Genomic DNA, 23573 nt, shown 5'->3' with positions numbered 1-23573 from the left:
CCCAAAATAAGTAAAAGGGCGATCTGAACATAACCACAGCGCTCCACATTTTTGAATGCGAGTTGTTGACGTTCTTCCATTTCTTGTGCTGTTAACTGCAAAGTCGACTGTACATCATCCTCTTCCTTGCCAATATCTCTGACTAATTTATAGAGATACACCACAAATATAATTAACAACAAAACGGCAACCACAGCCAAATCAAGAGCTTCAAACCCTTGTTTAGGATGACCACTTGAAGAAAGAACTAACATCACCACGCCTAGCACTAAACCTAAAGCTCCACCAGCTATCAAGACTTGAGTACCAGCATCGGTTATCGGCTTTGGCATCAGGAATTTTCCCATATAGTTTTTTGGTAAGAAGAAAGAATAAATACTAAAAACTAAGGTGTTGTTATAGATGGTTACCATGGTCACTATAAAGGCGGTTAAAGGACTAACAGGCACAAGAAATGCAATCACTACCAATTCTGGTAAGGTCGATAGGATTTCAGAGGCAGTGCCTGCCACATAGTGTGTCCAGCCCATTCGTGCTGCAAATCTCTCAGTCGCTGTCACTAACACCTGACATGCCACCTGAATAATCAACAACCCCACTACAAGTGAAAAAACTGCCTCAAGATAAGGAGGTATAGCTACGGAATTTAACTTTAATAAAAACAAAACAAGCCATAATGCATAACCCACCAACATACGCTTCATCCAAGCAGGAAATTGACGATGCAAGTGTGCTGGCAAGCCCAAATGTAAAATTGAAAGCCTGTCTGGATCAATACCAGCCTTTCTAAGATTACGATCCAATACTGGTGACGCTCCGGGTAATCCAGCACTGACTTCTGGACGAACTTGCTCGGAAGAATCTGGCGAAGGGGCTGATTTTGTATGTTTCAATGTCACTCCTTAATAAATCTTATCTAGATAAAATACCTCAACACGATTGAATAAATAACATCAATTAAGGAAAAACTGTGATGTCTCAGAAATTTGGGTTCACTAACATTTTAGAGGATTAATCTTTATTGTATTATCTCGCGATTGTTTTTGGAGTATTAACTTCACCTTTAGCTAAAAATTATTGAGACATTTAATTTCATGAAAGCTTTGTTATCTATTTCCCTTTTTGCCATGAGCTCCCAAGTTTTGGCTGACGGTGCAGGATTTGAACATTTTGTTGTATACGGCAAACAAGCTCACCTTATTGGTGATTCATTATCAGCGTCAGAAGGCGTCATTGGTTATGGCGATATTCAACAACGTCCAATGCTAAGAGCCGGTGAAGTGTTAGAGTTTATCCCTGGTATGGTGGTGACACAACATAGTGGCTCAGGCAAAGCTAATCAGTATTTTTTAAGAGGCTTTAACCTAGATCACGGCACAGATTTCAGCACCACTTTAGATGGTATGCCAGTGAATATGCGTACCCACGGCCACGGCCAAGGCTATACCGACCTCAATTTTATTATTCCTGAATTTATTGAGCGCATCGACTACCAAAAAGGCCCTTATCAAAGCACCCAAGGTGATTTTTCAACTGCAGGCTCTGCCAACTTTTCATTAATGTCGATAATCCAAAACCCTATGGGAAAGATTGAACTAGGAAAAAACGGTTACGTGCGCGGTGTTGTGGGTAACAATGTGGCCACCGAAGACGGCAACTTTGCCTTTGGCGCCGAATGGCAACAATACGATGGTCCATGGACAGACGTTAACGAAGACGTAGGCAAAACCAACCTATTCGCTAGATACCAACAAGTGGTAGCTGGCGGCATGTTAAACGTTACCTTTTTAGGCTACGACAACAGCTGGAACTCAGCAGACCAAATCCCCGAGCGAGCAGTAACCTCTGGATTGATTGATCCACTCGGATCATTAGATACCACAGTAGGTGGCGAGTCTAACCGTTACAGTTTGTCAGCTAATTGGCAAAACCAAGATTGGTTTGTGTCAGCTTATGCCATCACCAGCGACTTAGACTTATATTCAAACTTTACCTATTTTCTTGATGATCCAATTAACGGCGATCAATTTGAACAAGTAGACGACAGAAACATCTACGGCGGTAATATTACTAAGGTATTTTCACTAGATACCGACGACTCCCACTTACACCAAAAAGTAGGACTAGATGTGCAATATGATGATATTGCCGAAGTTGGTTTGTACAAAACTAAAGCAAGAGAACGCCTGTCCACGGTTCGCACTGACTCGGTTGACGAGTGGTCTGCTAGCTTATTTTATACAGTAGATGCCTATTTAGGGGAAGATTGGATTGCCAATGCTGCCATTAGACATGATTACTTATCGGTAGATGTCGACAGTGATTTAGCCGTTAATAGTGGTAAAGCTAACGATCAGATGACCAACATCAAAGCAGGCTTGAGCTACATAATTGACGATCAATGGCAGGCTTATGCCAATGCAGGCCAATCGTTTCATTCTAACGATGCGCGAGGCGTGGTCATAAGTGTAGACCCATCAACAGGTGAAACGGCTGAGCCAGTCGATTTATTGGTACGGGGACAAGGCGCAGAAGTAGGCCTAAGAGTGTCATTGATTCGCAGATACAATATGTCTTTGTCGTTATGGTGGTTAGAAAACGACTCTGAGTTAGTATTTGTGGGCGATGCAGGTAACACCGAAGCCAGCCGAGCTTCAATACGCAAAGGCGTTGAATTTGCCAGTAACTTTTGGATTACGCCCACGCTAACCACTGACCTAGAACTGGCTTGGACACACTCTCGCTTCAGTGAGTCTGCCGATGACGAAGGAAACTACATAGACGGCTCGCTGCCTTTTGTAGCTAGCCTTGGGATCAACTGGGAAATTAACGATCAATTAAATACTAACTTAAGAGTCCGTCACTTTGGAAAACGCACCTTAGACAGTTTTAACGATACTCAGTCTGATAGCTTTACCGTTGTCAATGCCAATGCGCAATACCAATTAAATGACTGGCGATTCGACTTATCAGTGCTCAATCTGCTAGATAGCGATGACCATGATATTGACTATTTATACACAAGTAGGCTATCAGGTGAAGCCGAAGAAGGTGTTGAAGATATCCACTACCACCCTATCGAACCTCGAACGGTAAGAATGGGGATTACCTATCAGTTTTAGAAGTACTTTCTGGTCAATAAAACAAACTAAGATACTGGCTGCCCGATGGTGAACATAACCAAGTGAAGACAGCAATATTTAGCACTACTGTCATCCAAAATACCTGGCGGAATTCTCGCTTTTTAGATTTATGCCTTAATAACTGTTGAGCAATAGCCGCCCCCGGCCAGCCCCCTAGCAAACTCAAAATGTGTAAGCTACTTTCTTGGGTACGCCAAGCACCACGCTGAGCCTTTGCTTTATCAACCCAATAAACTAAGAATGTCAGTACACTAAAGCCAACATATGCCAATAATAAAGTTTCAGGAATATAACCTGCCACATGCCCCACTGCGATTACCGCTAAGAATAATAAAGCTAAATAGACAGAAACTTTCCCCCCCTTATTCTCTGGTTTACTTTGTAGTTTTTCACCAGAAAAGGTGGCGTCGCGAGCGCTTGCTCTGCCGTCATTACCTTTGCCAACAGAAAACGTGATGATATCGTTAACCTTAGGAGTTCTAGCTCTATTGGCAAAAGCAGTCTTGTGAATAAATATCTGACTACCACCTCCATTAGGCTGGATAAAGCCAAACCCTTTGTCGTCTTTCCAACTAACCAGTTTTCCTTTTTTTCTCATATATCTAACCTTAAAAACAAAGCCCTATTTTGAACTAGCCGCGTTAGCAACAACTCAATCCTTTTTTAAAAACAGCACCCAAATTCAATATTATGTAAAACTAATGACTTCTTTAAGTATAAAGCATCATACATAACTTAATTTTTAATCAACTTCAAAACTAAAGCTAGCTGGTAAACTTATCGAATATGTTAAAGAAATACTATTTTCAACTAATTACAAAACAGTAGAAAACTATAAAAGTATTTATTAATCAATATCTTGGTAAGAAATCCCAACAATGCTAGGCTTATATCTAAATATTAATCTGAGTTCCAAAATCAAACCATGGTTTGGAGTTAACCACTGTAAATGGGCCTCGATTATTGTGATTATATTTGTGCTACTAAACAATTTCTCACAGGCACAGCAGCAGCCAGAGCTATCAGCAGGTTACCAATCAGCTAAGAAATTAATCAACGCTGTTAGGGGTAATCAGCTTGATTACCTCAAACATGCACTGCAACTCGAAGAAACGTTTGAAACTATAAAAAAAAATAGCTGGGAAGCACTACATTTAGAAGCCGCGGCCCTATATTCAGAACTACTTTTTCGCCAAGAAAAATATCTAGCATTAGCAGAGCACCTTGAAACCTACATTGAGGTTGAAGCCTTAAAACAACAGTGGGACTTGTACTTACTATTTCAAGAATCGAAGCTAAAACTATTGCTACGCCAAGAAGATACCGCCGCCCAACAATCGCTAGCAAAGCAACTAGAAGAGTGGCTACCAGAGCGACATCCTAAGCAAAAGATTATTATACTACGCACACTTGCTTACTATCACACCAATAAAGACGGGCTAAAAAACACACTCGATGTGGCACTTACTGGACTTAAGTTATCGAAAGCCGATGACGATTTAGCGTCTCAAGGATTCTTTCTTAGAAAAATTGGCGATACCTATAATTTTTTAGAAGAAAAAGACAAAGGCTTGGAGTTTTCTCAACGTGCAGTTAATGTCTACGAACAAACCAAAGATGAACTATTTACCGCAAAAGCACATTGGAGCTTAGGTAACACTCTTTTAGAAGCTAAAGAAACCAAACAAGCCATAGTCTACCTGAAGAAGGCGTTAGCTTATTTTAAATCTGTAAATATGCTTAAAGGGCTGACCTTTTCTCAATATTCCCTTGCTTCAGTGTTGTTTTCAGAGCAGCAATATAAAGATGCCTTATCCTTAGCCAATCAGAACGCAGTTTTAGCTAAATCTGCTGGCGTATATGATATGCAACTAGCATCAATGATTTTAATTAGTGATATCTATTTAGAACAAGGTTTATTCGAAAATGCAAATGAAGTAAACGACCAAGTATTTTCAATTTTAGACAAGTTTACTAGAAGCTCTTATAAATCAAACTTTTTAGCTAAACGTTATGAATTAAAGCGCCGTCTCAATTTAACAGATGACGCATTTGAAGCAATTGAACAAGAGCTATTTTTTACCAAGAAACACTTGGAAGCGACCAGCGAAAACAATATAAAAACCTTGCAGGTTAAGTTTGAAGTGAAAGAAAAAGAAGACGAAATTTTAAGGCTGGCCCATCAAAAAGATATTAGCGAATTTAAAGCAAAAGAAGAGTACCAACAAAAGCTTATTTGGCGGCTCAGCACTGCCATTGCAATAATTTTAATAGCCGTTTCATTACTTTTGTTTTTTAGGCAAGTGCGCCAAAGGCAGAAGTATCATTCTATCGCCTTAACCGACTATTTAACCAACTGCCCTAATCGACGGGACATAATGCAAGCAGCTGCAAATAAGGTTCAAAAGCAAGGACTCACAATAGCCATAGTTGACTTAGATTTTTTCAAGAAAATTAATGACCAGTTTGGCCATGATGTAGGCGACTTAGTATTAGTTGCATTTGCCGATGCAGCCCAAAAAACCTTGAGAAAACATGACAAATTCGGTCGCTATGGCGGTGAAGAATGGCTGTTTGTTTTAAACACTACCAATATTTCTGCGGTCCAAGATATATTCACCCGTTTAAGTAAAAATTTTGCTAGCTACTGTATTGATATTAAAGCCAATAACCCTGCTATCGACTGGGCTATAACATTTAGCATGGGTGCGACCATTAGTACCAAAACCAGCACTAACCTTGAAGAGCTCATCACTGAAGCTGACAAACGGCTTTACGAAGCCAAAGAAAACGGTAGAAATCAGTTAATTATTGAATAGCAAATTTAGCAGCTTAGGCTGCATTAGGGTGAATAGAAGCAGGTGTAGACATTAACATCTGTTGGTATTGTAAATTAAAAACTTAATAGATAGATTCAACTTAGAAAAAGAGGTAAATCATGAAAAAAATATCAATATTCAGTAAATTGGTCAGCTTGAAACTGACTTTTTTAAGACATACCACTTTACTAGTTTTGGTAATAACGAATGTGTCATTAGCGAATCAAAGTTTGGCATCCACATCCACCTACGAAAATTTAAAGCAAGAACTTCAAGAAGAGCATGAAAAACGATGGAAGGACAAGGTAGATTATGCAATGGCTAATGAGCTCATTACTTGTGGCAAATTAAATTTTAAACTTAATAGAACAATAGAACAATTAAAAGAAGCTGAAGAGACTTACCAAGAATACAAATATAGTAACAGTTATGATGCTGTTCCCATGCTTGGGCTAGCAAAATCCAGTATTTTACGTTTAAGAAATAAGGTTAATGAAGAGGGGCCTCGGTTCGAGTCATCTTGCTCCAATTTGAGTACTAACATGCAAACTTGGCATCACGTTTGTCAATCAAGAGATGTAAAGAATATGGCTCATGAAGCATGCGCAGCAGCATTAACAGCTCGCTATGATTATGACGAGAAGTTTAGAGAACACTTCGCCCTATAGGGCGGTTTCAATCCTTACAATTCGTTTGTAGAAAAAGCGTTAAATTGCAACAAGGTTAAATGGCAGACTAGACGAATAAGGTGGCGAATGCTACTTCATCCTGTGGACTGCCTATTAACCCAAAATAAGAAGGCAATTACCTTAATGATTACAAACGCCCAAAGTGTACCTTTAGCATCCTTACACAATTATTGGATAGTATTTACATTTGCCATAATTCTCTGATTACTTGGTCACATAGCAATTTAATAGTGCGCAATTACTATATATTTCTATTTATATTTCGTGCACTTTTTTAGTTTGTATTATTAGCAAAAAACTCCATAACGCCTTGCTATATAAAGAATTTTTTACATTTTTGGTTTTTGGTGGTTCAACAAAAATGTACGATTCGCGCATTTTCCTAAGTACTGGGGAAACTTGTAGATACAAGGCCTCAAAAGATAAGTTTATAGATTATTTCTGAGCTGGTATTGGTTGCAGTTTGTTTTACACGAACAAAATAAAACTAATAAACCCTAACCAACTTGCCCCTAGTAATACCCAAGGTAGCATGTTGGATTTTGGCTCTGGTATCGCTTCTTCTGTAACGTCGCTAGGGGTTTGGTTTACTTGCTTTAAGGTGTGTTTACGCTGTTTATCTAACTCTCGTAAGCGTTTGTTTTGTTGCTTTTTATACTCAGCAATACCTTTTTCTATACCTTGAGCAATCAATTTAGTTTGTTCTTTGGTCTGCCCTTGTTTTTGCCTACTTTTAGCAATTTTCAAGGCTTGAGCTTCTAGCTCTGGAGATACTTTATTTTTCATTTTTTAAATATTACAACTTAGTGATTTTAGGTTGAACCTGCTGCACACACTATTATAAAAACAGGCTTAGTTAATGACTTTTAAGGTTAGTAATTTCCTCTGACATTAATGCAGCCCCCCTTGCGATTGACATCACATATCCTGGGCCTTCATTTTGTAGCTCTGATGCTGGCAAATAAAAATGGTGCTTAGCTTCAGAGCCATATAAAGCAGCATCAAGCAGGTGCCACTTGTCGTCACTGTATACCTCAGCCCAAGCATGCCCGTATGACGATACGTTATTCTCTTGCTCAATAATGACTGTACCCATAATTAGTCTTGCTGGTAATCCTAGTCCACGTGCTAATGCCGTCACCAGTACTGCGAACTCGGTACAATCACCGCTAGCTTGCTTAGCAACCACAGAGGCAATATGAAAACCATGTATGTAGGTGGTATCTTTAATGTAGCCACTAACATACGCAGCAAGGTCGTTTGGCTCCCAGTCTTTATTGTCTTCAACAAAGCTAGCGATAAAGGATTGGGTCTCCAACTCGTCTATATCTATCACAAAGCTCGAGGCTGAATACTGACTAATAGGTTTACCTAAAAACTTAGATTTAGCTGTCATAATGATAGACAAACCATTTTCCTCTACTTGAGTAACTTTAATGTTACTCCAACCTTCAAGTTTATCAGCGAGTAGCGTTGGCTTTGATGTTACTACGTCAAAGCCAATTTGATCCCCAAGAGGTAAACGTTGCTCTGCATGAAGTACTATTGTTTGTTCAGCGAGCAAAGGCGTACTTTGAGCCTTTAACATAGTACTGACCAAACAAATTAAAACAGCGGCAATGTACTTCATGGAAGTGTAGGTTCGCCCTGCACATAGATTAATTTGATGCCCATAGTTAGTGGCCCTTGATTAATCGTACCGTTTTCGAAAACGCCTTTTTTGTTAGCCATAAAATCCATCACAATAGGCCCAATATCAATTTTTAAATTTGCATTTGGATTGTTAGTAATTTTACTCAACTTCATAGGCAATGCTGCAATAGGGTCAGCGTCAGGCATCCACATATTAAATTCAGTCGAATTTACTTCGCTAGCTTGTAAATTCAAAGTTTCTAGGTGACTCCCAAACCCAGATAACAACAAACCTGTATAAGCTAACTCTGTTTTAATGGGTTTGCCTTGTAATTCACCCTCTACCTGCCATTTACCATCTAGGGTTTGCAGTGAATATTGTGAGGTCATCACTTGGTTTTCAACTGTATATGCATTGCCGTTAATCACTGAGCCATCGGGCCTACTCCATTCTGTTGTGACAGAGTCAGTTCTAGATACGGTATGAGCATCAACAGGCACTATAAATGCGCTGTGCTTTTCAATGCTAACGTCACCATCTGCATCAGTGGTGTAAACCTCACGGCCAAACCCAATAGGGATGCCGCTAAGGGTCAATTGATAGATAGGCTCGAAAAAAGCGGAATTTGGCTCATTTTCGACCATTGCAGTGACAAAAGATTCAAACACATCAAAGAAAGCTTGGTTGTAGCCCATCTCATTATGTAAGCAAATTTGTAAACTCTGCGCGGTTTCAGCAGAAAAACCTTTTAATACACCCGCTACTTTTTTGTTACCTTCACCAAGGTTGTATAGGGTATCTAATTGCAAATAGGGAATATTATCTATAGCGCCGCTATCAATAGCATAGTTAAATTGACCTGATAGCTTTTTATTATTAAGGGCTTCTACACCTGTCAGACTATGTTCGATAATGGCATAAAGTGAATTAGCAGGGCCATCATATTCAGTGAATATATAACACTCTACTGGCGAATCAGTGCCGATATCAACAGTGTAATACCAAGTGCCCTCACCTTCTTCTACTAGCTTGAATTTACCTTTAACTGTGCCATCAACATTAAACTGTTCGACTTTAAGTTTTGAGGTCTTTTTGACTGTTGTTTCACGGGCTGTAGCGTCTTTAAACCACTTTGGGAATTGCTCTAATTGGACTAACACTTTTGCATAGGAATTTACGCTCGTTACAATCAAGATCACAGCGGTGACGACCAAACTCATATACTTCATATAATACATTCCTTGATGAGGTGACTAAAATTATGACGATGCACTTTAGCCTGCAAACAAACTAGCTGTAAACTAAAAGTTGTTCAGCTGTAGGAGCATCTATCAAAACTACTAACGGTCTAAATAAGCTATCATTTAAGTAAGCGACTGTTTAAAAGCCACGGTTTTTCCAAAACTGTATTTCGCCATCGCCATTTTCAACTGAAAGGTCGAAGGTTTTCTTAGCTACTACTTTGCCATCGCATTTAATCTGCATAATCCAATCTCCCGCTTTATCGTGAACAGGCTCCCAAATGGTATCACCTAGATAGAAATCCCAATCGTTATTTCTAACATACACATCACCTTCAAAGGGCTCCATTGGCTCACCATTTTTATCATGGATATTTGGATGATAAATGGCCCACTCTAAACGTTTACCTTTAGCTTTCTTAGCATTTAAGATAAAGCCGAATTCAATATCCAACTCAGCAGGTACTTTAGTAGTGAAATTTTTTATTTGTGGCAGGGTTTTACTTTTTTCATCCCAACTTTCATAAATCCCATAACTGCTAATTTCAAAAAATGACCGTAACTTAGACAACTTATCTCCTTAATTTTAACTTTGGGATGGCCTGTGACAAACACTAATAAAGCCATTTTATCCCCACAAAAGATCCACCCTACACTCAAAATAAAAAACCAACCAAATAATAGTCAAAATAACCAAATTATTGGTCAAATATATTTCAACCTTATTATCTAAAATCACAAAAAAACATAACCCATTGTTTTATATGAAAAATATAAATTGGCATCACGGTTGCAAAAGTTAAAGTAAGTCACTAAGACGACTTACTAACTTAACTAAATAGGAAAATATGATGAACACATTTACTAAAATAATCGCAACTTCAGTTTTAACTCTTAGCTCAATCGGTATGGCTAGTGCGGCAACTGAGTACGTAGCCGCTGATGATTATGTGACTAGCAAATTATGCGTGGTAGCTACCGAAGGCAGCAAATTAAGATTGTCGCAAGCTATTAAAAAATCAGGTTTAAGTAAAAATTATGTCGCCGAAAACGTAACCTGTAATAATCAAAAGTTAGTTACTTTTGTAGAGCAGCACGGTACTAACGTTGAAGATATCAATAACTTTCTAACTGCAGGTAAATATAGTAGTAATATTGAAGTAACCACAGTTGCATCTAATTAATCTCACTTGATGATACTTTTAGGTTGCTTTACTCACTCCTCATCGCTCACTTACCCTAAAGTGAAACGATGAGGCTTTGAGGGCGAACTGTTTACAAATCAAGTCAACACTGCAATTTCCCACAAAAAACTAAACTACAAACTTTTCCTAGTGGGCATAACCACATTAGCAAAAATAAGCCCAGCTAGTAATGACATCAAAATCAAAAATGTCTCTTGCCCAATATGTTCTGTTTTTATGATGTCTTGACCAGATATATAGGAGTTAAGACCAATATACGTTTTTGAGCCAGGCACCAATACAATTAAGCCGTGCATCGCAACGATGGAAGAAGGTGCATTGGCAATTCGAGAAAAAATGTTTGCAAACACCCCTAAAGCAAAAGCGCCAACAAAGGCACCTAAACCATTTTCAAGATAAGCCGAGCTCCAAGTAGACACACCATACGCAATAAAGGTAGAAGTGATAGCCCAAAGCACATGTTTTAAGCGGGTTCGAAATATTGCTACCAATCCTATACTCAGTAACAGCACACCTAACCAGTTAACCCAAAAAGGTAAGGTTTCTGCTAATGCCAACTCTTGTTGGCCAAACAATTGGTATCCTAAACTCACACCTAAAAAGGCTCCAAAGTACAGTTTAAACAACTGCATAGTGGCGTCCATCACGCGCGCGGTTCCAGACACCATGTTACGTGATGAAATTTCTGCCAAACCCATGGTAAGTGACAGACCAGGAACTAGAATGATCAGCGAGGACAAAATGATTAACCAAATATTAAAGCCTGATGACGAATAGTGGTTAATCGCACAGGCCCCAAAACCCACACAAAAAGAAGCAACGGGCTCTAACATCAATTTGACTCGTTTCGAGTTTAAGGCCCAAAGAGTCCAAAAGTACACCATTGATCCCAATAGGCCCGAATAGAATATTTCAGACCACCCAGCCCCCATCAACATAGCAAAAGCACTGGTAGATAACCCAAAAGCCCCCCCAGTGAGGGTTTTCCCATAAGGGCTCGGCATAACATCTATTTCATCCAAATGTATGTCGGCTTCAGCTAAGGTGATATCACCAGACAACAAAGTGCTGGCTAGTTCATCGGTTCGGGATAACGAGTTCATATCTAACTCGCCTGGCTCCATGCGAGCCGAATGGTTATATTCATCTTCGTGGCCATCACTCCACAGCACCATAGTTAAAGACGTAGGCGTAGAAATAAAAGAAGCATGCACACCTAGATGTGTTGCAATTTCAGTTAAGTAGGCTTCAAGACGAAATGAAGGCGAACCGTACTTGTGTAACATTTTACCTAACTTGAGGATAAAACGACGAATTTGGATAAACTCTACTGTGTCCATTTCTCTAGTGCTACTTCAAAAATTAAGGTGATGTTATGGAAATCAAATTTTGCCATAACGAATACAAGGGCGCGGAGTGTAGAGGTACTTGCAAGGATATTCAACGTACATTTTTTAAACATTCCAAATTAGAAAAACTAATAGATTTTATGCACCACTTCTCCAACTAAATTAAACATTTTCTTCGAATGGTCTTAATTCCATTTCAAGCGTAAAAAATAACCCACTAAAACTTGACCAACTAGACCAGCCCATGGTTAAGTAAATACCCCATCTAGCATCGAGATGTAATATTGGTGCAATAATTTACACGCACTCTGGGAAAGAGAAATGGTTCACAGACCTTCATAGAAACTTAAAAAATAGAGTATCAAAATGAAAAAATCAGTAAAGCTCAGTGTTTTAATAGCAAGCTCATTAGCCAGCCAAGTGGCATTGGCAAATGTCGAAAATGGAGCCTTTGAAAGCTGGTCGGGTTCCACGCCAGATGATTGGAGCACCATAGATACAGGCATAAGTGTTAGCGAGTCCACCTCAATTGTAAGAAGCGGCTCAAGCGCAGCAGCAATCACAGTCAATACTGGCTCTCAAAGCTCTACGGATTTTCGTCAATCTGTAACCGTAACGTCTGGCGAAACCTATGATTTTAGTGTGTGGGTTTATCATACTGAAGGAGGAATGCGCGCCCGCCTTTATGTTGATGGCTATCAAGGTTACTCAACCGCTGCCACGACTGGGCAATGGCAAGAAATAAGCTACACCTATACTGCTAACAGCACCGCAAGCATTGAGCTAGGGTTAAGATTTTATGATGTCTCAGGGTTTGATGGTAGTGAGCTTGTATATGTGGACGACTTTGTACCTAATACTGACGATAATTCGGATTCTGGTGGCGGCTCAGATTCTGGAGGGGGTTCTGATACCGGTACTTGCAGTGCAGGTAACTTAAGTCTAACTACTGATAATTATGGATACGAGACTAGCTGGAGTATCACAGATTCAAGCTCAAGCGAATTATACTCTGGCTCAAATTACTCAAGCTCAACCACTTACTCAGAAGATGTTTGTTTGGAAGATGGCGACTATGTATTTACCATAAACGATACTTATGGTGATGGAATATGTTGTTCATATGGATCAGGCTCTTATAACCTCATTATTGATGGTTCATCAGTTGCAAATGGAGGTAGTTTCAACTCAACAGAGTCAACAAGCTTTATGGTAGGAAGCTCCTCAGGTGGAGGTTCAACAGACCTTAGTAGTTATTACGACACAGCAGAAGGTTTAACTGGCTATAGCTTAAAAACAGCCCTGTACAACATTATAAATGGTCACTCGACTCAAAGTTATGCCGATATTTGGACCTTTTATACTGCATCAGCATTAGATAATTACTATGAAAATGACGGCAGTATTTTAGATATTTACTCAGAAAACCCTAATGGTACAGACAGCTTTAGCTATTCATCAGCTAGTGATCAATGCGGCAATTATTCAGGTGAAGGTGACTGTTATAACCGTGAGCATTCTTTTCCAAGAAGCTGGTTTGGAGGAGCAATTAGCCCAATGAATACCGACATTCATCATATTTTTGCTACAGACGGGTACGTCAACTCAAAACGCAGCAGTTACCCTTATGGTGAAGTTAGTTCAACTACTTATACATCAAGTAATGGCTCTAAATTAGGCACCGGTAGCAGTAGCTTAGGTTATACAGGAACAGTATTTGAGCCCATAGATGAATTCAAAGGTGACTTAGCCCGAGCTTATTTTTATATGGCCACTCGCTATCAAAGTGACATTGATGGTTGGGATAGTAATAGCACCTATGCAGATGCGGTACTAGACGGTAGTAGTGATCAAGTCTATGAAGACTGGTTTTTAGATATGCTAAAAGATTGGCACAACCAAGACCCAGTGAGCCCAAAAGAGCTTAATCGAAATGAAGCAGCTTACTCTCATCAAGGCAACCGTAATCCATTTGTAGATTATCCAAGTTTTGTAGCAGAGATTTGGGGTAACTAAAATAACTTTGAGTCAAATTAAAGTAAGCCTAATCAGATTTTGATTAGGCTTTTTTAATTTTATCATTGAGTATTTACCTCGCACCTAAATCAGACTAGGATTAATCAATAAGATATTGAAACGCCCACCTATTTATTTAATGGCAAGACACTCATTCTATATGACCTACCATGCAGCACACACCTAGCGATTGGGCACCACTACAGCCTATTTTACAACACATACTTTTGAGCCATAGTGATGGTTTATCTGAGTTCGATATATTTCAAATACTCAAAGCGCCACCCTATGAGCTGTTTAGCCAAGACGCACTACAAAACCCGCTATCTATGTTTCAAAGTCATTTCATTTTATTCAACGCTTTATACCAGCTGGCTGATTCTTGGGTTGAAACTGAAATGGGGGGACTCGATATACACTGTACCTGTATTCGAAGGTTGCCATGGCAGGCAGGACAACACGGAATAGTCGCAGAAGATAATCTCCGCGCTTATTATCTTGATTGGGAGAATTTCAAGGATACTAACCAATCTCAGGTTGAGGATTTGTTGAATAGTTTTTGGGATGCTTTTTCTGGTGTATCTAGTACCGTTAACAACAACCAAATGACGTTACAGCAAGCCCTAGATTTACTTAATTTAAGCTCTCCTTTTTCTGAGCAACGACTAAAACAGCAATATCGTAAAATGTTACATAAGCATCACCCAGATAAAGGGGGGACTCAAAGTAAAACAATAGAACTTTATAAGGCTTATCAAGCGCTAAAAAGCGCCTATAAAGACTAAAGACTTTAAGCCATTGCTCACAAAAATCTATCGACACCGTCACATCTGCCTATTCAAAACTCTAATCAACAGTAATGATTGGATTTCACTCTATTTACAAAACTTGATATTTATATGTATTTATAACACTAGAGTTTAATTTAATGTTTTGTTTCTAAAGTAATATTTGTTATAGATAGCTCGAACTAAGTAGATTTACTCATTGCGTAGGAGCTGAGGTTACTTTGCCATATTTTAACCACTGGGTATCACCAGTTTTTAGTATCAAACTACTGCGACCTTTTTTAGCCCTTTTGCTCACTTTCATGTGTGGATTTAATTTAAATGCACAACAATTATCCCCAAATGAGCAATGCCATATTCAATTACTTAGTGATACCAGCGAAACGAAAGAGTTGCCTAAAAACACAGCTCTTTTTATACAGCTGGCCACGGGTGAAAACCGTTTACGTTTAAGCTGTACTTTAAATGAACAAGCCATATTCACCTTTGGTAAAGACGAAATACTAAATGTTACCTTGGATACCGGTGGGATTAATGTTGAACAAGTACTGGCGAATAGTCCGTCTTACATTTTACCTGCTGGCACCTTTGAGATTGACTTTATTTTTCAAACACATCATAAGTTTTTACAGCAGTTTTCTTGGTTATCAACCGCAACATTTTTTAATAGCAACTTAATTAATAATATTACTATGGGGGCTTTTTATGGCCTGTCCCTAACCTTAATATTTTATGTATTCTTTATGGGCCGAGTATTGGGTGACAACCGCTTTCAATTCTATAGCTTGTATACTTTTTGCGCAGCCACATTTTTTTTGCTTCAAGAAGGACAACTAAATATTGTACTGCCTAAACACAGTTTTTTATTAAGTCACCAATTTTATCTTTTATTTGCGGGATTAACCGTTGTCACTGCGGTCTTGTTTATTGTTCGATTAACTGATTTAAAAAAAGAGTGGCCTAAAGTCACTCGATATTTTTTAGAGCCTAGCGGTGTAGTGGTTTTATTAATGTCCATAATGATGTTGCAGTTAGATCACAACGCGCTATCAGCCTATTTAGGTCAAGGAATGTCAAAACTAACCCTAGCCTTAATGCTGTGTATTTTTATGCTTGTAGCGGTTCAAGTTTATGCTAAAAAACGAATGGCTAATTGGGTATTATTCAGTTTAAGCCTGATGGTAATAGCCATGTTATTTAGGACGTTTTTACAAGACTTCAGCCCCTTCTTACACCGGTACACCCTTATTTTTGCATTCTCTATTGAGGCTTTTATTTTGGCTGTGGTAGTGCTCACAAAAGTTAAGAATATCAAACAAGATAAATTGCTAGCTGAGCTTCAAGCAAATACCGATGAACTATGCAATGTATTGAATCGCCGAGGTTGGGAACATAAAGCCAATCAAATATTGAATGAACAGCGGGCTAAAGGGGGATAAGCGCTTTAGTGTATTTAGATTTAAATAACTTTAAACAAATCAATGACAACTTAGGCCATGACGTAGGTGATAAGGTGCTAATGCTAATTGCATCTGAAATTAGCAAGCAACTAGAGACAGACGAGCATTTAGGCCGTATTGGCGGTGATGAGTTTGTTATCGCGGCCTATTTTAGAAATGAAGAAGCAGCTCAATACTTTAGAGACAAAATAGTAAATAATTTGAAGCATTTTGCACTAAAAATAGACGAAAAACTGACACTCGATGTAACGTGTAGCCTTGGATGTAAAACGTTTAATGAAGCACCTCAGTCCTTAAGAGACATGTTAATCCTAGCAGACGAGTCTATGTATCAGGTGAAACAAAGCGAAAAGAAAAACACAGCAACTGGTTTATATTAAAAACTCAAGAAAGCTTAGTACAAAAGCTATTTTTGTACTTTCACTAAGATTAAAGTAAGTATTATTGATATCAAAAAATATGTTGTTCAGAATTTAACAGCTGAATACAAATTATCGCTTGTGGAAACAGTTACCCTCTCTACTATACTCAATGCTAATTTCCTCCTTAAAACCGATAGAAACTGGTTGGCTAGACATTAATAGTTTGTTTTTTACCGGTTTATTGTTATACGAGAGTATGGTTGGTTAGGATGTATGTCAGGAACTAAAATGCTACTTTGTTTCCATTAAATAACTCAACATTACAACTAAAAATGTAATGGAATGCTCGTATGAAAAATCACACACTAAGATTGAGATGGTTTCTATTAGTAAAAAGTGTCGTATTAATTGGCGTACTTTTAAGCCCAATGACAAACGCTCAATCCTCTGCGATTAAAAAATTTAATGCACCTTATGATAAATATGTACAACTATTGTCAACTGTACCCTCTGAAATCCTAGAAAAACTTAAATCCAATCCCATATCAGTTGATGCATCACCGCTTCTAAAAGCTCAATACTACGGACTACTCAGCCAAACATATTACACATTAATTTATCCGGAAAAATCCTTAGAAAACGCGCAGTTATCTTTAACATTTATCTCTGAAACTCAACAACCTTGGCTGTATCACACCTTACGTGTCTACGAAGCTATGGCATTTGAACTTGTAGGGCAACCTCTTATGGGAATAGAAAGCCTCAAGCATGCAATAGTTTGGTCCAACTTAAATGAGGCATTCGATGTGTATGCCATGGCGCTTTATACACAAACACTTATCAATACAAAACTGGGTAATTATACACTTGCATTACAGTCAGCAAAAGAAGGGTATGCTTTAACAAACCATCAGCTAGATGGCTACAAACGCCATGACTTTACTATGCTGATTGCTCAAATTTATGATGAAATGGATGAATATAGACAGGCTATTCCTGTTTACGAAGAGGCGGTGGCAGAGTTTAGAGCACGTAATCAGTTGGTATCACTAAGCATTGCGCTATATGGGCTTGGGAGAGCAAACCACGGCATAAATAAGCTAGAGATTGGAGAACAGCAAGTTGAAGAATCTTTAACTATCGCTGAAGCCGTAGGAGACTCCCAAGGCGTTGCTTACGCCTTAGCAGAACTAGCCTCCATCAATATAGGAAAGGGAAACTACCCACTTGCACTGCAACGTTTACTTGAAGCACGAGCAATATTTTCAGTTGCAGGCAACCCTCTTGTCATTATTGAAAATTCAATGCGATTAGCCTTAGTTTCTTTACATCAACAAAATACAAACTCAGCCAAACAATACCTTGACGAGGCTCAAGACCTGCTCATAACAGAAAACATGCCTAGCCATGCTATTGAAATTGACTATATAAGGTCAAAATTACTATTTCAAAATAACAATTATAAAGCCGCATACGAACTATTAAGCTCTGTTTACGGTAGATATCGGAACTATCGCGAACAAGAAAATACCAACTTACTCCACAAAACTCGAGTTGAGTATGATTTACAATCTAAAGAGTTACAAAATCAAATACTCATAGATCAAAATGCTCTACAACAACAAGAGCTTGAATTCCAAAAAAATAAAAACATCTACTTTTTCATTGTTACTTTTCTAGCAATTGGCGTCAGCATATTAATGGCTGTATTAGGTTACAGAACCCATAATCATCGCAAAATATTAGAAGTATTAGCCACCACAGATGAACTGACAGGTTTGTTCAACAGGAGACATATTTTAGACCATTTAAATAAGCTCATGAGTGAACCCGACAAGATACATGACTGCTTTAGTGTCGCTATGGTTGACTTAGATTGGTTTAAAAATATTAATGATAATTTTGGACACGCTATTGGAGATTTAGTCCTTAAAAACTTCGCTCATCTCTGCCAACAAAATTTACATGGCCATGGTTATATAGGCCGAATAGGAGGGGAGGAATTCTTAATATTGCTTCCCAATACCAACGCTCAAGATACGCTTATTTATATGAATGAAATAAGAAAAAAAATGCCAGTATTAACAACACAAATAGGCATTCCTAATTTGGTAATAACTGCATCTATCGGGATTTACCAATGGAGCAAAGGCGATACCATGATAGATATTATGCAAAAATCTGACGTCGCTTTATATGCAGCGAAAGAAAATGGTCGTAATCAAGTTGTATGTTATCAAGCAACATTGGGTGAATAACGTTATACAAAAATACTGTTACTGTAAAACCCCAAAAAAAGCGAAAACTTCCTTGTCTTTCGCCCCTACAAACTTGACTAAATGTAACGATTTACTGTGTTTTCTAGTAGCTCTTGGCGACCAGATTCTTGGATTGGATTAATGTTATTATCTAACACTAACTTAGATAAGCTTTCTAATGAGTGTTCGCCAGACATAATACTGGCACCTAATTTTTGGCTCCAGCCTGCATAACGCTTAGTTACAAAGTTGGATAGCGGCCCGTCTGTTATCAATTCAGCGGCATTGATAAGTGATTTAGCCATAGTATCCATACCACCAATATGACCTATAAATAAGTCGTCACGCTCACAAGACTGACGACGTAATTTAGTATCAAAGTTAAAGCCACCAGTAGTAAAACCACCATTTTTCAAGATTTCGTACATCACTAAGGTGCACTCTGCCACATCGTTAGGGAACTGATCAGTATCCCATCCGTTTTGCATGTCACCACGGTTAGCGTCAACACTGCCCATAACTCCTTCAGCACATGCCGTAGCAATTTCATGATGAAAACTATGGCCAGCTAAAGTGGCATGGTTAGCTTCAATGTTCACTTTTACTTCGTCTTGAATACCGTGCTTGTGCAAAAATCCTGCTACGGTAGCTGTGTCGTAATCGTATTGATGTTTAGTGGGCTCTTGTGGTTTAGGTTCGATTAACAAAGCGCCCTTAAAGCCAATTTTGTGTTTATGCTCAATCACCATTTTAAGAAAACGGGCGTATTGCTCGCCTTCTTGTTTTAGGTCGGTGTTAAGCAGAGTATCGTAACCTTCGCGGCCTCCCCAGAGTACGTAGTTTTCACCCCCTAAGCGATGTGTCACGTCCATAGCATGTTTCACTTGGGCTGCAGCGTAAGCAAACAACTGCGGGTCAGGATTAGTTGAGCCACCAGCACAAAAGCGGGCATTCGAGAATAAATTAGCGGTACCCCAGAGTAGCTTAATACCTGTGCGGTCCATGTCTTTTTCGAAGATATCCGCAATGTGATTCACATTAGCGTGAAACTCTTTAAGTGAATTGCCTTCTGGTGCAATATCCGCGTCGTGGAAACAGAAATAGGGCACCCCTAGCTTTTCAAAAAACTCAAAGGCAACGCTGGCTTTTTGCTCTGCCAACTGTAATTGATTACCACTAGGTTGGATCCATGGTCTATCAAAGGTACCAGCACCAAAAATATCAGAGCCAGCCCAACAGAAGTTATGCCAATAACAGGCGGCAAACCTTAGGTGCTCCTTCATGCTCTTGCCAAGAATGATACGATTCTCATCGTAGTATCTAAATGCAAAAGGATTTGTACTTTTTTCACCTTCAAAGGTAATTTTACTAACAGTGTTAAAAAATTCTTCGCTCATGAGAGCCTCCATATAAATTTTGATAAGTGTTTAAAATGATTTAAAAGTAGGTTTTTAAGCTCTGGTAAAGCTTTTGAAATTTAAGGTGCTGTGGACCGTAGTAACTGCTCATATCTGGATTTGGCTCAATCACAAAGTCAAGCTCGCCATAAGTACAAACAGTGTTAGCATCCAGTCTACTTACCGCAATTTTTGCTAAGCGAGCAGCCCCGTAGGCTGGACCCACTTCAGCGCCCTTGCGATAAGTTAAGGGTTTGTTTAAAACACTGGCTAAAATTTGCCCCCACAAATGACTGCGAGAACCACCACCAATCACAGAGATCTCAGCGATATTGGTACCAGATGCCAACAACGCTTGCTGACCATCTGCAAAAGCGAAAGCGACTCCTTCGAGTACCGCTCTGCCTAATTCAGCAGAACTGGTGTTGTGGGTTAAACCAAAAAAGACCCCTTGAGCATTAGGGTTATTGTGAGGCGTGCGTTCCCCAGATAAGTAAGGTAAAAACACTAAGCTTGATGGTTTCGAAAAATCTAACTTTTCGACTTCTTCCAATAAACTTTTCTCATCTTTGAAACCTGTTAACTGTGTCACCCAAGTTAAGCAACTAGCAGCACTTAAGAACACTGCCATTTGATGCCAAGTATCAGGAATACAATGACAAAATGTATGCACTGCACTATCGGGGTTTGGGTTATACCTAGGGGTTGCCACAAAAAACACACCTGAGGTGCCTAGTGATAAAAACGCTTGTGCAGGCTCTATCACACCAATGCCCACCGCCCCTGCAGCGTTATCACCTGCACCAGCTACAACAGGAATATTGTTAAGGCCCCATTGTTTAGCCACATCATCAGTGAGATAGCCTGTTATATCTGTGCCTTCAAATAACACTGGCATGTGTTCAACGGTTAAGCCTGTTACCGCTAACATCTTGGTTGACCATTGCCTTTTTGCCACATCAAGCCATAGGGTTCCGGCACTGTCTGACATGTCAGATGCAAACTTTCCTGTCATTAAAAAACGCAGATAGTCTTTAGGCAACAAAACCTTGGCAATCTTTTCAAAGTTACTTGGTTCGTTTTCTTTCACCCAAAGTAATTTAGGAGCCGTGAACCCAGGCATAGCAATATTACCTGTGATAGCCCGAGAGGTTGGCTCGTTGGCTTCAATGCTTTTGCACTGGGCTTCGCATCGTCCGTCATTCCACAAAATTGCTGGGCGAATAATTTGATTATCACCATCAAGCAAAGTAGCCCCATGCATTTGCCCAGACAAACCAATAGACACCACAGTTTTTAGTAATTCACTATGACTGGCCTTCAACTCTTCCATGGCTAAGTTCGTTGCCTGCCACCAAGCGTGTGGATCTTGCTCAGACCACAAAGGCTTTGGGCGACTAACTTGAAGGGGTGATGAAGCCTGCGCGACTAAAGTGTCATTATCATCTAACACGATAACCTTAACGCTTGATGTGCCTAAATCAATTCCTAAATACATTCTCTCCCCCTCTATATGCTGTTGACTTATATAAATTTACTAAACGCTTTTTACCACTTGTTGCTGACTGCCTAAGCCTTCAATGCCCAATGTTATTTTGTCTCCAACATTTAAGTACAAGGGAGGCTTTTGTCCTAAGCCCACACCGGGAGGTGTGCCCGTAGTGACAATGTCACCGGCTTGCAACGTGGTAAACTGACTCAGGTAGCTCACGATATAAGCAGGTTGAAAAATCATGGTTTTGGTACTGCCATCTTGAAAACGCTTACCATTTACTTCTAACCACATGCTGAGGTTATTTGGATTGGGTATATCATCAGTAGTCACTAAATAAGGGCCAATGGGTCCGAAAGAATCACACCCTTTACCTTTGTCCCATTGGTTGCCACGCTCTAATTGAAAGGTACGTTCTGATACATCGTTACACACGCAGTAACCGGCAATATGCGCAACGGCTTCAGCTTCTGATATATAGCTGGCGTCTTTACCTATCACTATGGCAAGTTCCACTTCCCAATCTAGCTTGTCACTGTTTTTAGGTTTAATAATTGGGTCGTTAGGGCCGCTAATGGCACTGGTAAATTTAGAGAAGACTTCTGGCTCCTCAGGTATTGGCATATTCGACTCAGCTGCGTGGTCAGCATAATTCAAACCTATACAAATAAACTTACCCACCTTGCTGACACATGGGCCAATGCGTACGCCTTTTGGAACCAAAGGTAGGCTAGTTAAATCTAGAGCTTGTAACCTAGCTAATGATTCTGGCTGCAGTACTGCACCGTCAATATCACTGCAGACAGCAGATAAATCTCGTATCTCACCATTACTATCTAAGGCGCCGGGTTTTTCTTGACCTACAGGGCCAAACCTTAATAATTTCATATAGTTTCCTTAAAAATTGTCTTAAATTTTTATTAAAAAGAGCGACCTTAAATATGTCTTAGTTGTTCAATGTCACAAATCCACCGTCAACGGGGAAATTTGTACCTGTTATAAACGCCGCTTCGTCAGAACATAAAAACTTCACGAGTGCGGCCACTTCACCAGGTTTACCCATGCGCCCAATAGGCTGGGTTTTAGACAGGGTTTCAAACATCTCTTGCTTGTTGTCTGGGTAGTTTTTCTCGAGATAGCCATCAACAAAGGGTGTATGTACACGACCAGGTGCCACACAATTACAGCGAATACCCTGCGCGATATAATCTTTAGCAATTGAATACGTCATGGTGAGTACCGCGCCCTTACTCATTGAGTAGGCAAAACGATCGGCAATACCCACACTGGATGCCACCGAGGCCATATTGATAATGATGCCCTTTTGCTGATCTTTCATACTGGGTATGGCGGCCAATGAGCAGTTGTAAACGCCTTTAACGTTAACCTTGAATACTTTGTCTAGCTCGGCGTCAGAGGTTTGTTCAATCGTGCCAATGGAACCAATACCCGCATTATTTACCAGCACATCTATTGGGCCGTTTTCACTGATAAGGGCTGCAAACACTTGGTTCACATTTTCTTGGTTTGACACATCAAGGGCATAGGCCTTTGCTTGTCCACCTTCGGCCACTATTTCTAGCGCAGTGTTGTTCGCTGCGGCTTCATCTAAATCAAGCACCATAACGTTATGCCCAACACTTGATAATGCCTTACATATAGAGTAGCCAATTCCACTGCCCCCCCCTGTCACAACCGATACTGTAATTTTTGGGTTCACT

Annotated in this window: 20 protein-coding genes; 9 read left to right on the top strand and 11 right to left on the bottom strand. The window is 39.5% G+C overall.

Going from position 1 to position 23573, the window contains the following annotated elements:
* A partial coding sequence (locus ABJE44_RS06200; RefSeq protein WP_348120687.1) for a hypothetical protein occupies window positions 1-893 on the bottom strand: 893 nt, incomplete at its 3' end.
* 201 nt (window positions 894-1094) lie between these two features.
* Between ABJE44_RS06200 and ABJE44_RS06195 the strand changes: the two genes are divergently transcribed.
* Entirely contained in the window at window positions 1095-3122 is a 2028-nt protein-coding gene (locus ABJE44_RS06195) for a TonB-dependent receptor (protein ID WP_348113140.1), read from the top strand.
* A 13-nt stretch (window positions 3123-3135) separates the two neighbouring features.
* On the opposite strand, the gene ABJE44_RS06190 is transcribed toward ABJE44_RS06195, so the two are convergent.
* Window positions 3136-3741, bottom strand: coding sequence for a cold shock and DUF1294 domain-containing protein (locus ABJE44_RS06190; RefSeq protein WP_348113141.1), 606 nt, complete (start codon window positions 3739-3741; stop codon window positions 3136-3138).
* A 367-nt stretch (window positions 3742-4108) separates the two neighbouring features.
* On the opposite strand from ABJE44_RS06190, the gene ABJE44_RS06185 reads away from it, so the two are divergent.
* Entirely contained in the window at window positions 4109-5962 is a 1854-nt protein-coding gene (locus ABJE44_RS06185; RefSeq protein ID WP_348113142.1) for a tetratricopeptide repeat-containing diguanylate cyclase, read from the top strand.
* A gap of 119 nt (window positions 5963-6081) precedes the next feature.
* Window positions 6082-6630, top strand: coding sequence for a hypothetical protein (locus tag ABJE44_RS06180; RefSeq protein WP_348113143.1), 549 nt, complete (start codon window positions 6082-6084; stop codon window positions 6628-6630).
* Window positions 6631-7119: 489 nt separating this feature from the next.
* Here ABJE44_RS06180 and ABJE44_RS06175 read toward each other — a convergent pair whose 3' ends face one another.
* From ABJE44_RS06175 to ABJE44_RS06160, 4 genes are all read right to left on the bottom strand, one after another.
* Complete coding sequence (locus ABJE44_RS06175) at window positions 7120-7437, bottom strand: DUF2956 domain-containing protein (RefSeq protein WP_348113144.1); 318 nt, start codon at window positions 7435-7437, stop codon at window positions 7120-7122.
* A gap of 70 nt (window positions 7438-7507) precedes the next feature.
* Window positions 7508-8281, bottom strand: a complete 774-nt coding sequence (locus ABJE44_RS06170; protein WP_348113145.1) for a transglutaminase-like domain-containing protein — start codon at window positions 8279-8281, stop codon at window positions 7508-7510.
* Window positions 8278-9513, bottom strand: coding sequence for a hypothetical protein (locus ABJE44_RS06165; RefSeq protein WP_348113146.1), 1236 nt, complete (start codon window positions 9511-9513; stop codon window positions 8278-8280). The genes ABJE44_RS06170 and ABJE44_RS06165 overlap by 4 nt, the downstream gene beginning before the upstream one ends.
* A gap of 151 nt (window positions 9514-9664) precedes the next feature.
* Window positions 9665-10096, bottom strand: coding sequence for a DUF3859 domain-containing protein (locus ABJE44_RS06160; RefSeq protein WP_348113147.1), 432 nt, complete (start codon window positions 10094-10096; stop codon window positions 9665-9667).
* Between the two features lie 277 nt (window positions 10097-10373).
* Here ABJE44_RS06160 and ABJE44_RS06155 point away from each other — a divergent pair, with 277 nt between their 5' ends.
* On the top strand, window positions 10374-10709 hold the full coding sequence (locus ABJE44_RS06155) for a DUF3718 domain-containing protein (protein ID WP_348113148.1): 336 nt from the start codon (window positions 10374-10376) through the stop codon (window positions 10707-10709).
* Window positions 10710-10843: 134 nt separating this feature from the next.
* On the opposite strand, the gene ABJE44_RS06150 is transcribed toward ABJE44_RS06155, so the two are convergent.
* Window positions 10844-12070 carry a threonine/serine exporter family protein gene (locus tag ABJE44_RS06150; RefSeq protein WP_348113149.1) on the bottom strand — a complete coding sequence of 409 codons (1227 nt, stop codon included), beginning with the start codon at window positions 12068-12070 and terminating at the stop codon, window positions 10844-10846.
* A gap of 375 nt (window positions 12071-12445) precedes the next feature.
* On the opposite strand from ABJE44_RS06150, the gene ABJE44_RS06145 reads away from it, so the two are divergent.
* The 5 genes from ABJE44_RS06145 to ABJE44_RS06125 all read left to right on the top strand — a co-directional run bounded on the left by ABJE44_RS06145 (window position 12446) and on the right by ABJE44_RS06125 (window position 18963).
* Window positions 12446-14095: an endonuclease gene (locus ABJE44_RS06145; RefSeq protein WP_348113151.1), complete on the top strand. Its 1650-nt coding sequence runs from the start codon at window positions 12446-12448 to the stop codon at window positions 14093-14095.
* A 170-nt stretch (window positions 14096-14265) separates the two neighbouring features.
* Window positions 14266-14880, top strand: coding sequence for a DNA-J related domain-containing protein (locus ABJE44_RS06140; RefSeq protein WP_348113152.1), 615 nt, complete (start codon window positions 14266-14268; stop codon window positions 14878-14880).
* Window positions 14881-15104: 224 nt separating this feature from the next.
* Window positions 15105-16322, top strand: a complete 1218-nt coding sequence (locus ABJE44_RS06135) for a 7TM-DISM domain-containing protein (protein ID WP_348113153.1) — start codon at window positions 15105-15107, stop codon at window positions 16320-16322.
* A gap of 8 nt (window positions 16323-16330) precedes the next feature.
* Entirely contained in the window at window positions 16331-16723 is a 393-nt protein-coding gene (locus ABJE44_RS06130) for a GGDEF domain-containing protein (RefSeq protein ID WP_348113154.1), read from the top strand.
* Window positions 16724-17055: 332 nt separating this feature from the next.
* Window positions 17056-18963 (top strand): diguanylate cyclase, encoded by a 1908-nt coding sequence (locus ABJE44_RS06125; RefSeq protein WP_348113155.1) that lies wholly within the window; start codon window positions 17056-17058, stop codon window positions 18961-18963.
* A gap of 77 nt (window positions 18964-19040) precedes the next feature.
* Here ABJE44_RS06125 and xylA read toward each other — a convergent pair whose 3' ends face one another.
* From xylA to ABJE44_RS06105, 4 genes are read right to left on the bottom strand one after another with little or no spacing between them, the layout of a single operon-like run.
* Window positions 19041-20360: a xylose isomerase gene (gene xylA / locus ABJE44_RS06120; RefSeq protein WP_348113156.1), complete on the bottom strand. Its 1320-nt coding sequence runs from the start codon at window positions 20358-20360 to the stop codon at window positions 19041-19043.
* Between the two features lie 40 nt (window positions 20361-20400).
* Window positions 20401-21858 (bottom strand): xylulokinase, encoded by a 1458-nt coding sequence (xylB, locus tag ABJE44_RS06115; protein WP_348113158.1) that lies wholly within the window; start codon window positions 21856-21858, stop codon window positions 20401-20403.
* A 39-nt stretch (window positions 21859-21897) separates the two neighbouring features.
* Window positions 21898-22740 carry a fumarylacetoacetate hydrolase family protein gene (locus ABJE44_RS06110; RefSeq protein WP_348113160.1) on the bottom strand — a complete coding sequence of 281 codons (843 nt, stop codon included), beginning with the start codon at window positions 22738-22740 and terminating at the stop codon, window positions 21898-21900.
* Window positions 22741-22798: 58 nt separating this feature from the next.
* The gene (locus ABJE44_RS06105) at window positions 22799-23572 is read right to left on the bottom strand and encodes an SDR family oxidoreductase (RefSeq protein ID WP_348113161.1); all 774 of its coding nucleotides are present in this window, start codon (window positions 23570-23572) and stop codon (window positions 22799-22801) included.
* Between the last annotated feature and the right edge of the window lies 1 nt (window position 23573).

The sequence above is a fragment of the Paraglaciecola sp. genome, assembly GCF_039942875.1.
GTDB lineage: Bacteria > Pseudomonadota > Gammaproteobacteria > Enterobacterales > Alteromonadaceae > Paraglaciecola.
The sequence above is the reverse complement of the archived record's forward strand: the minus strand, read 5'-3'. Positions and strand labels throughout refer to the sequence as shown.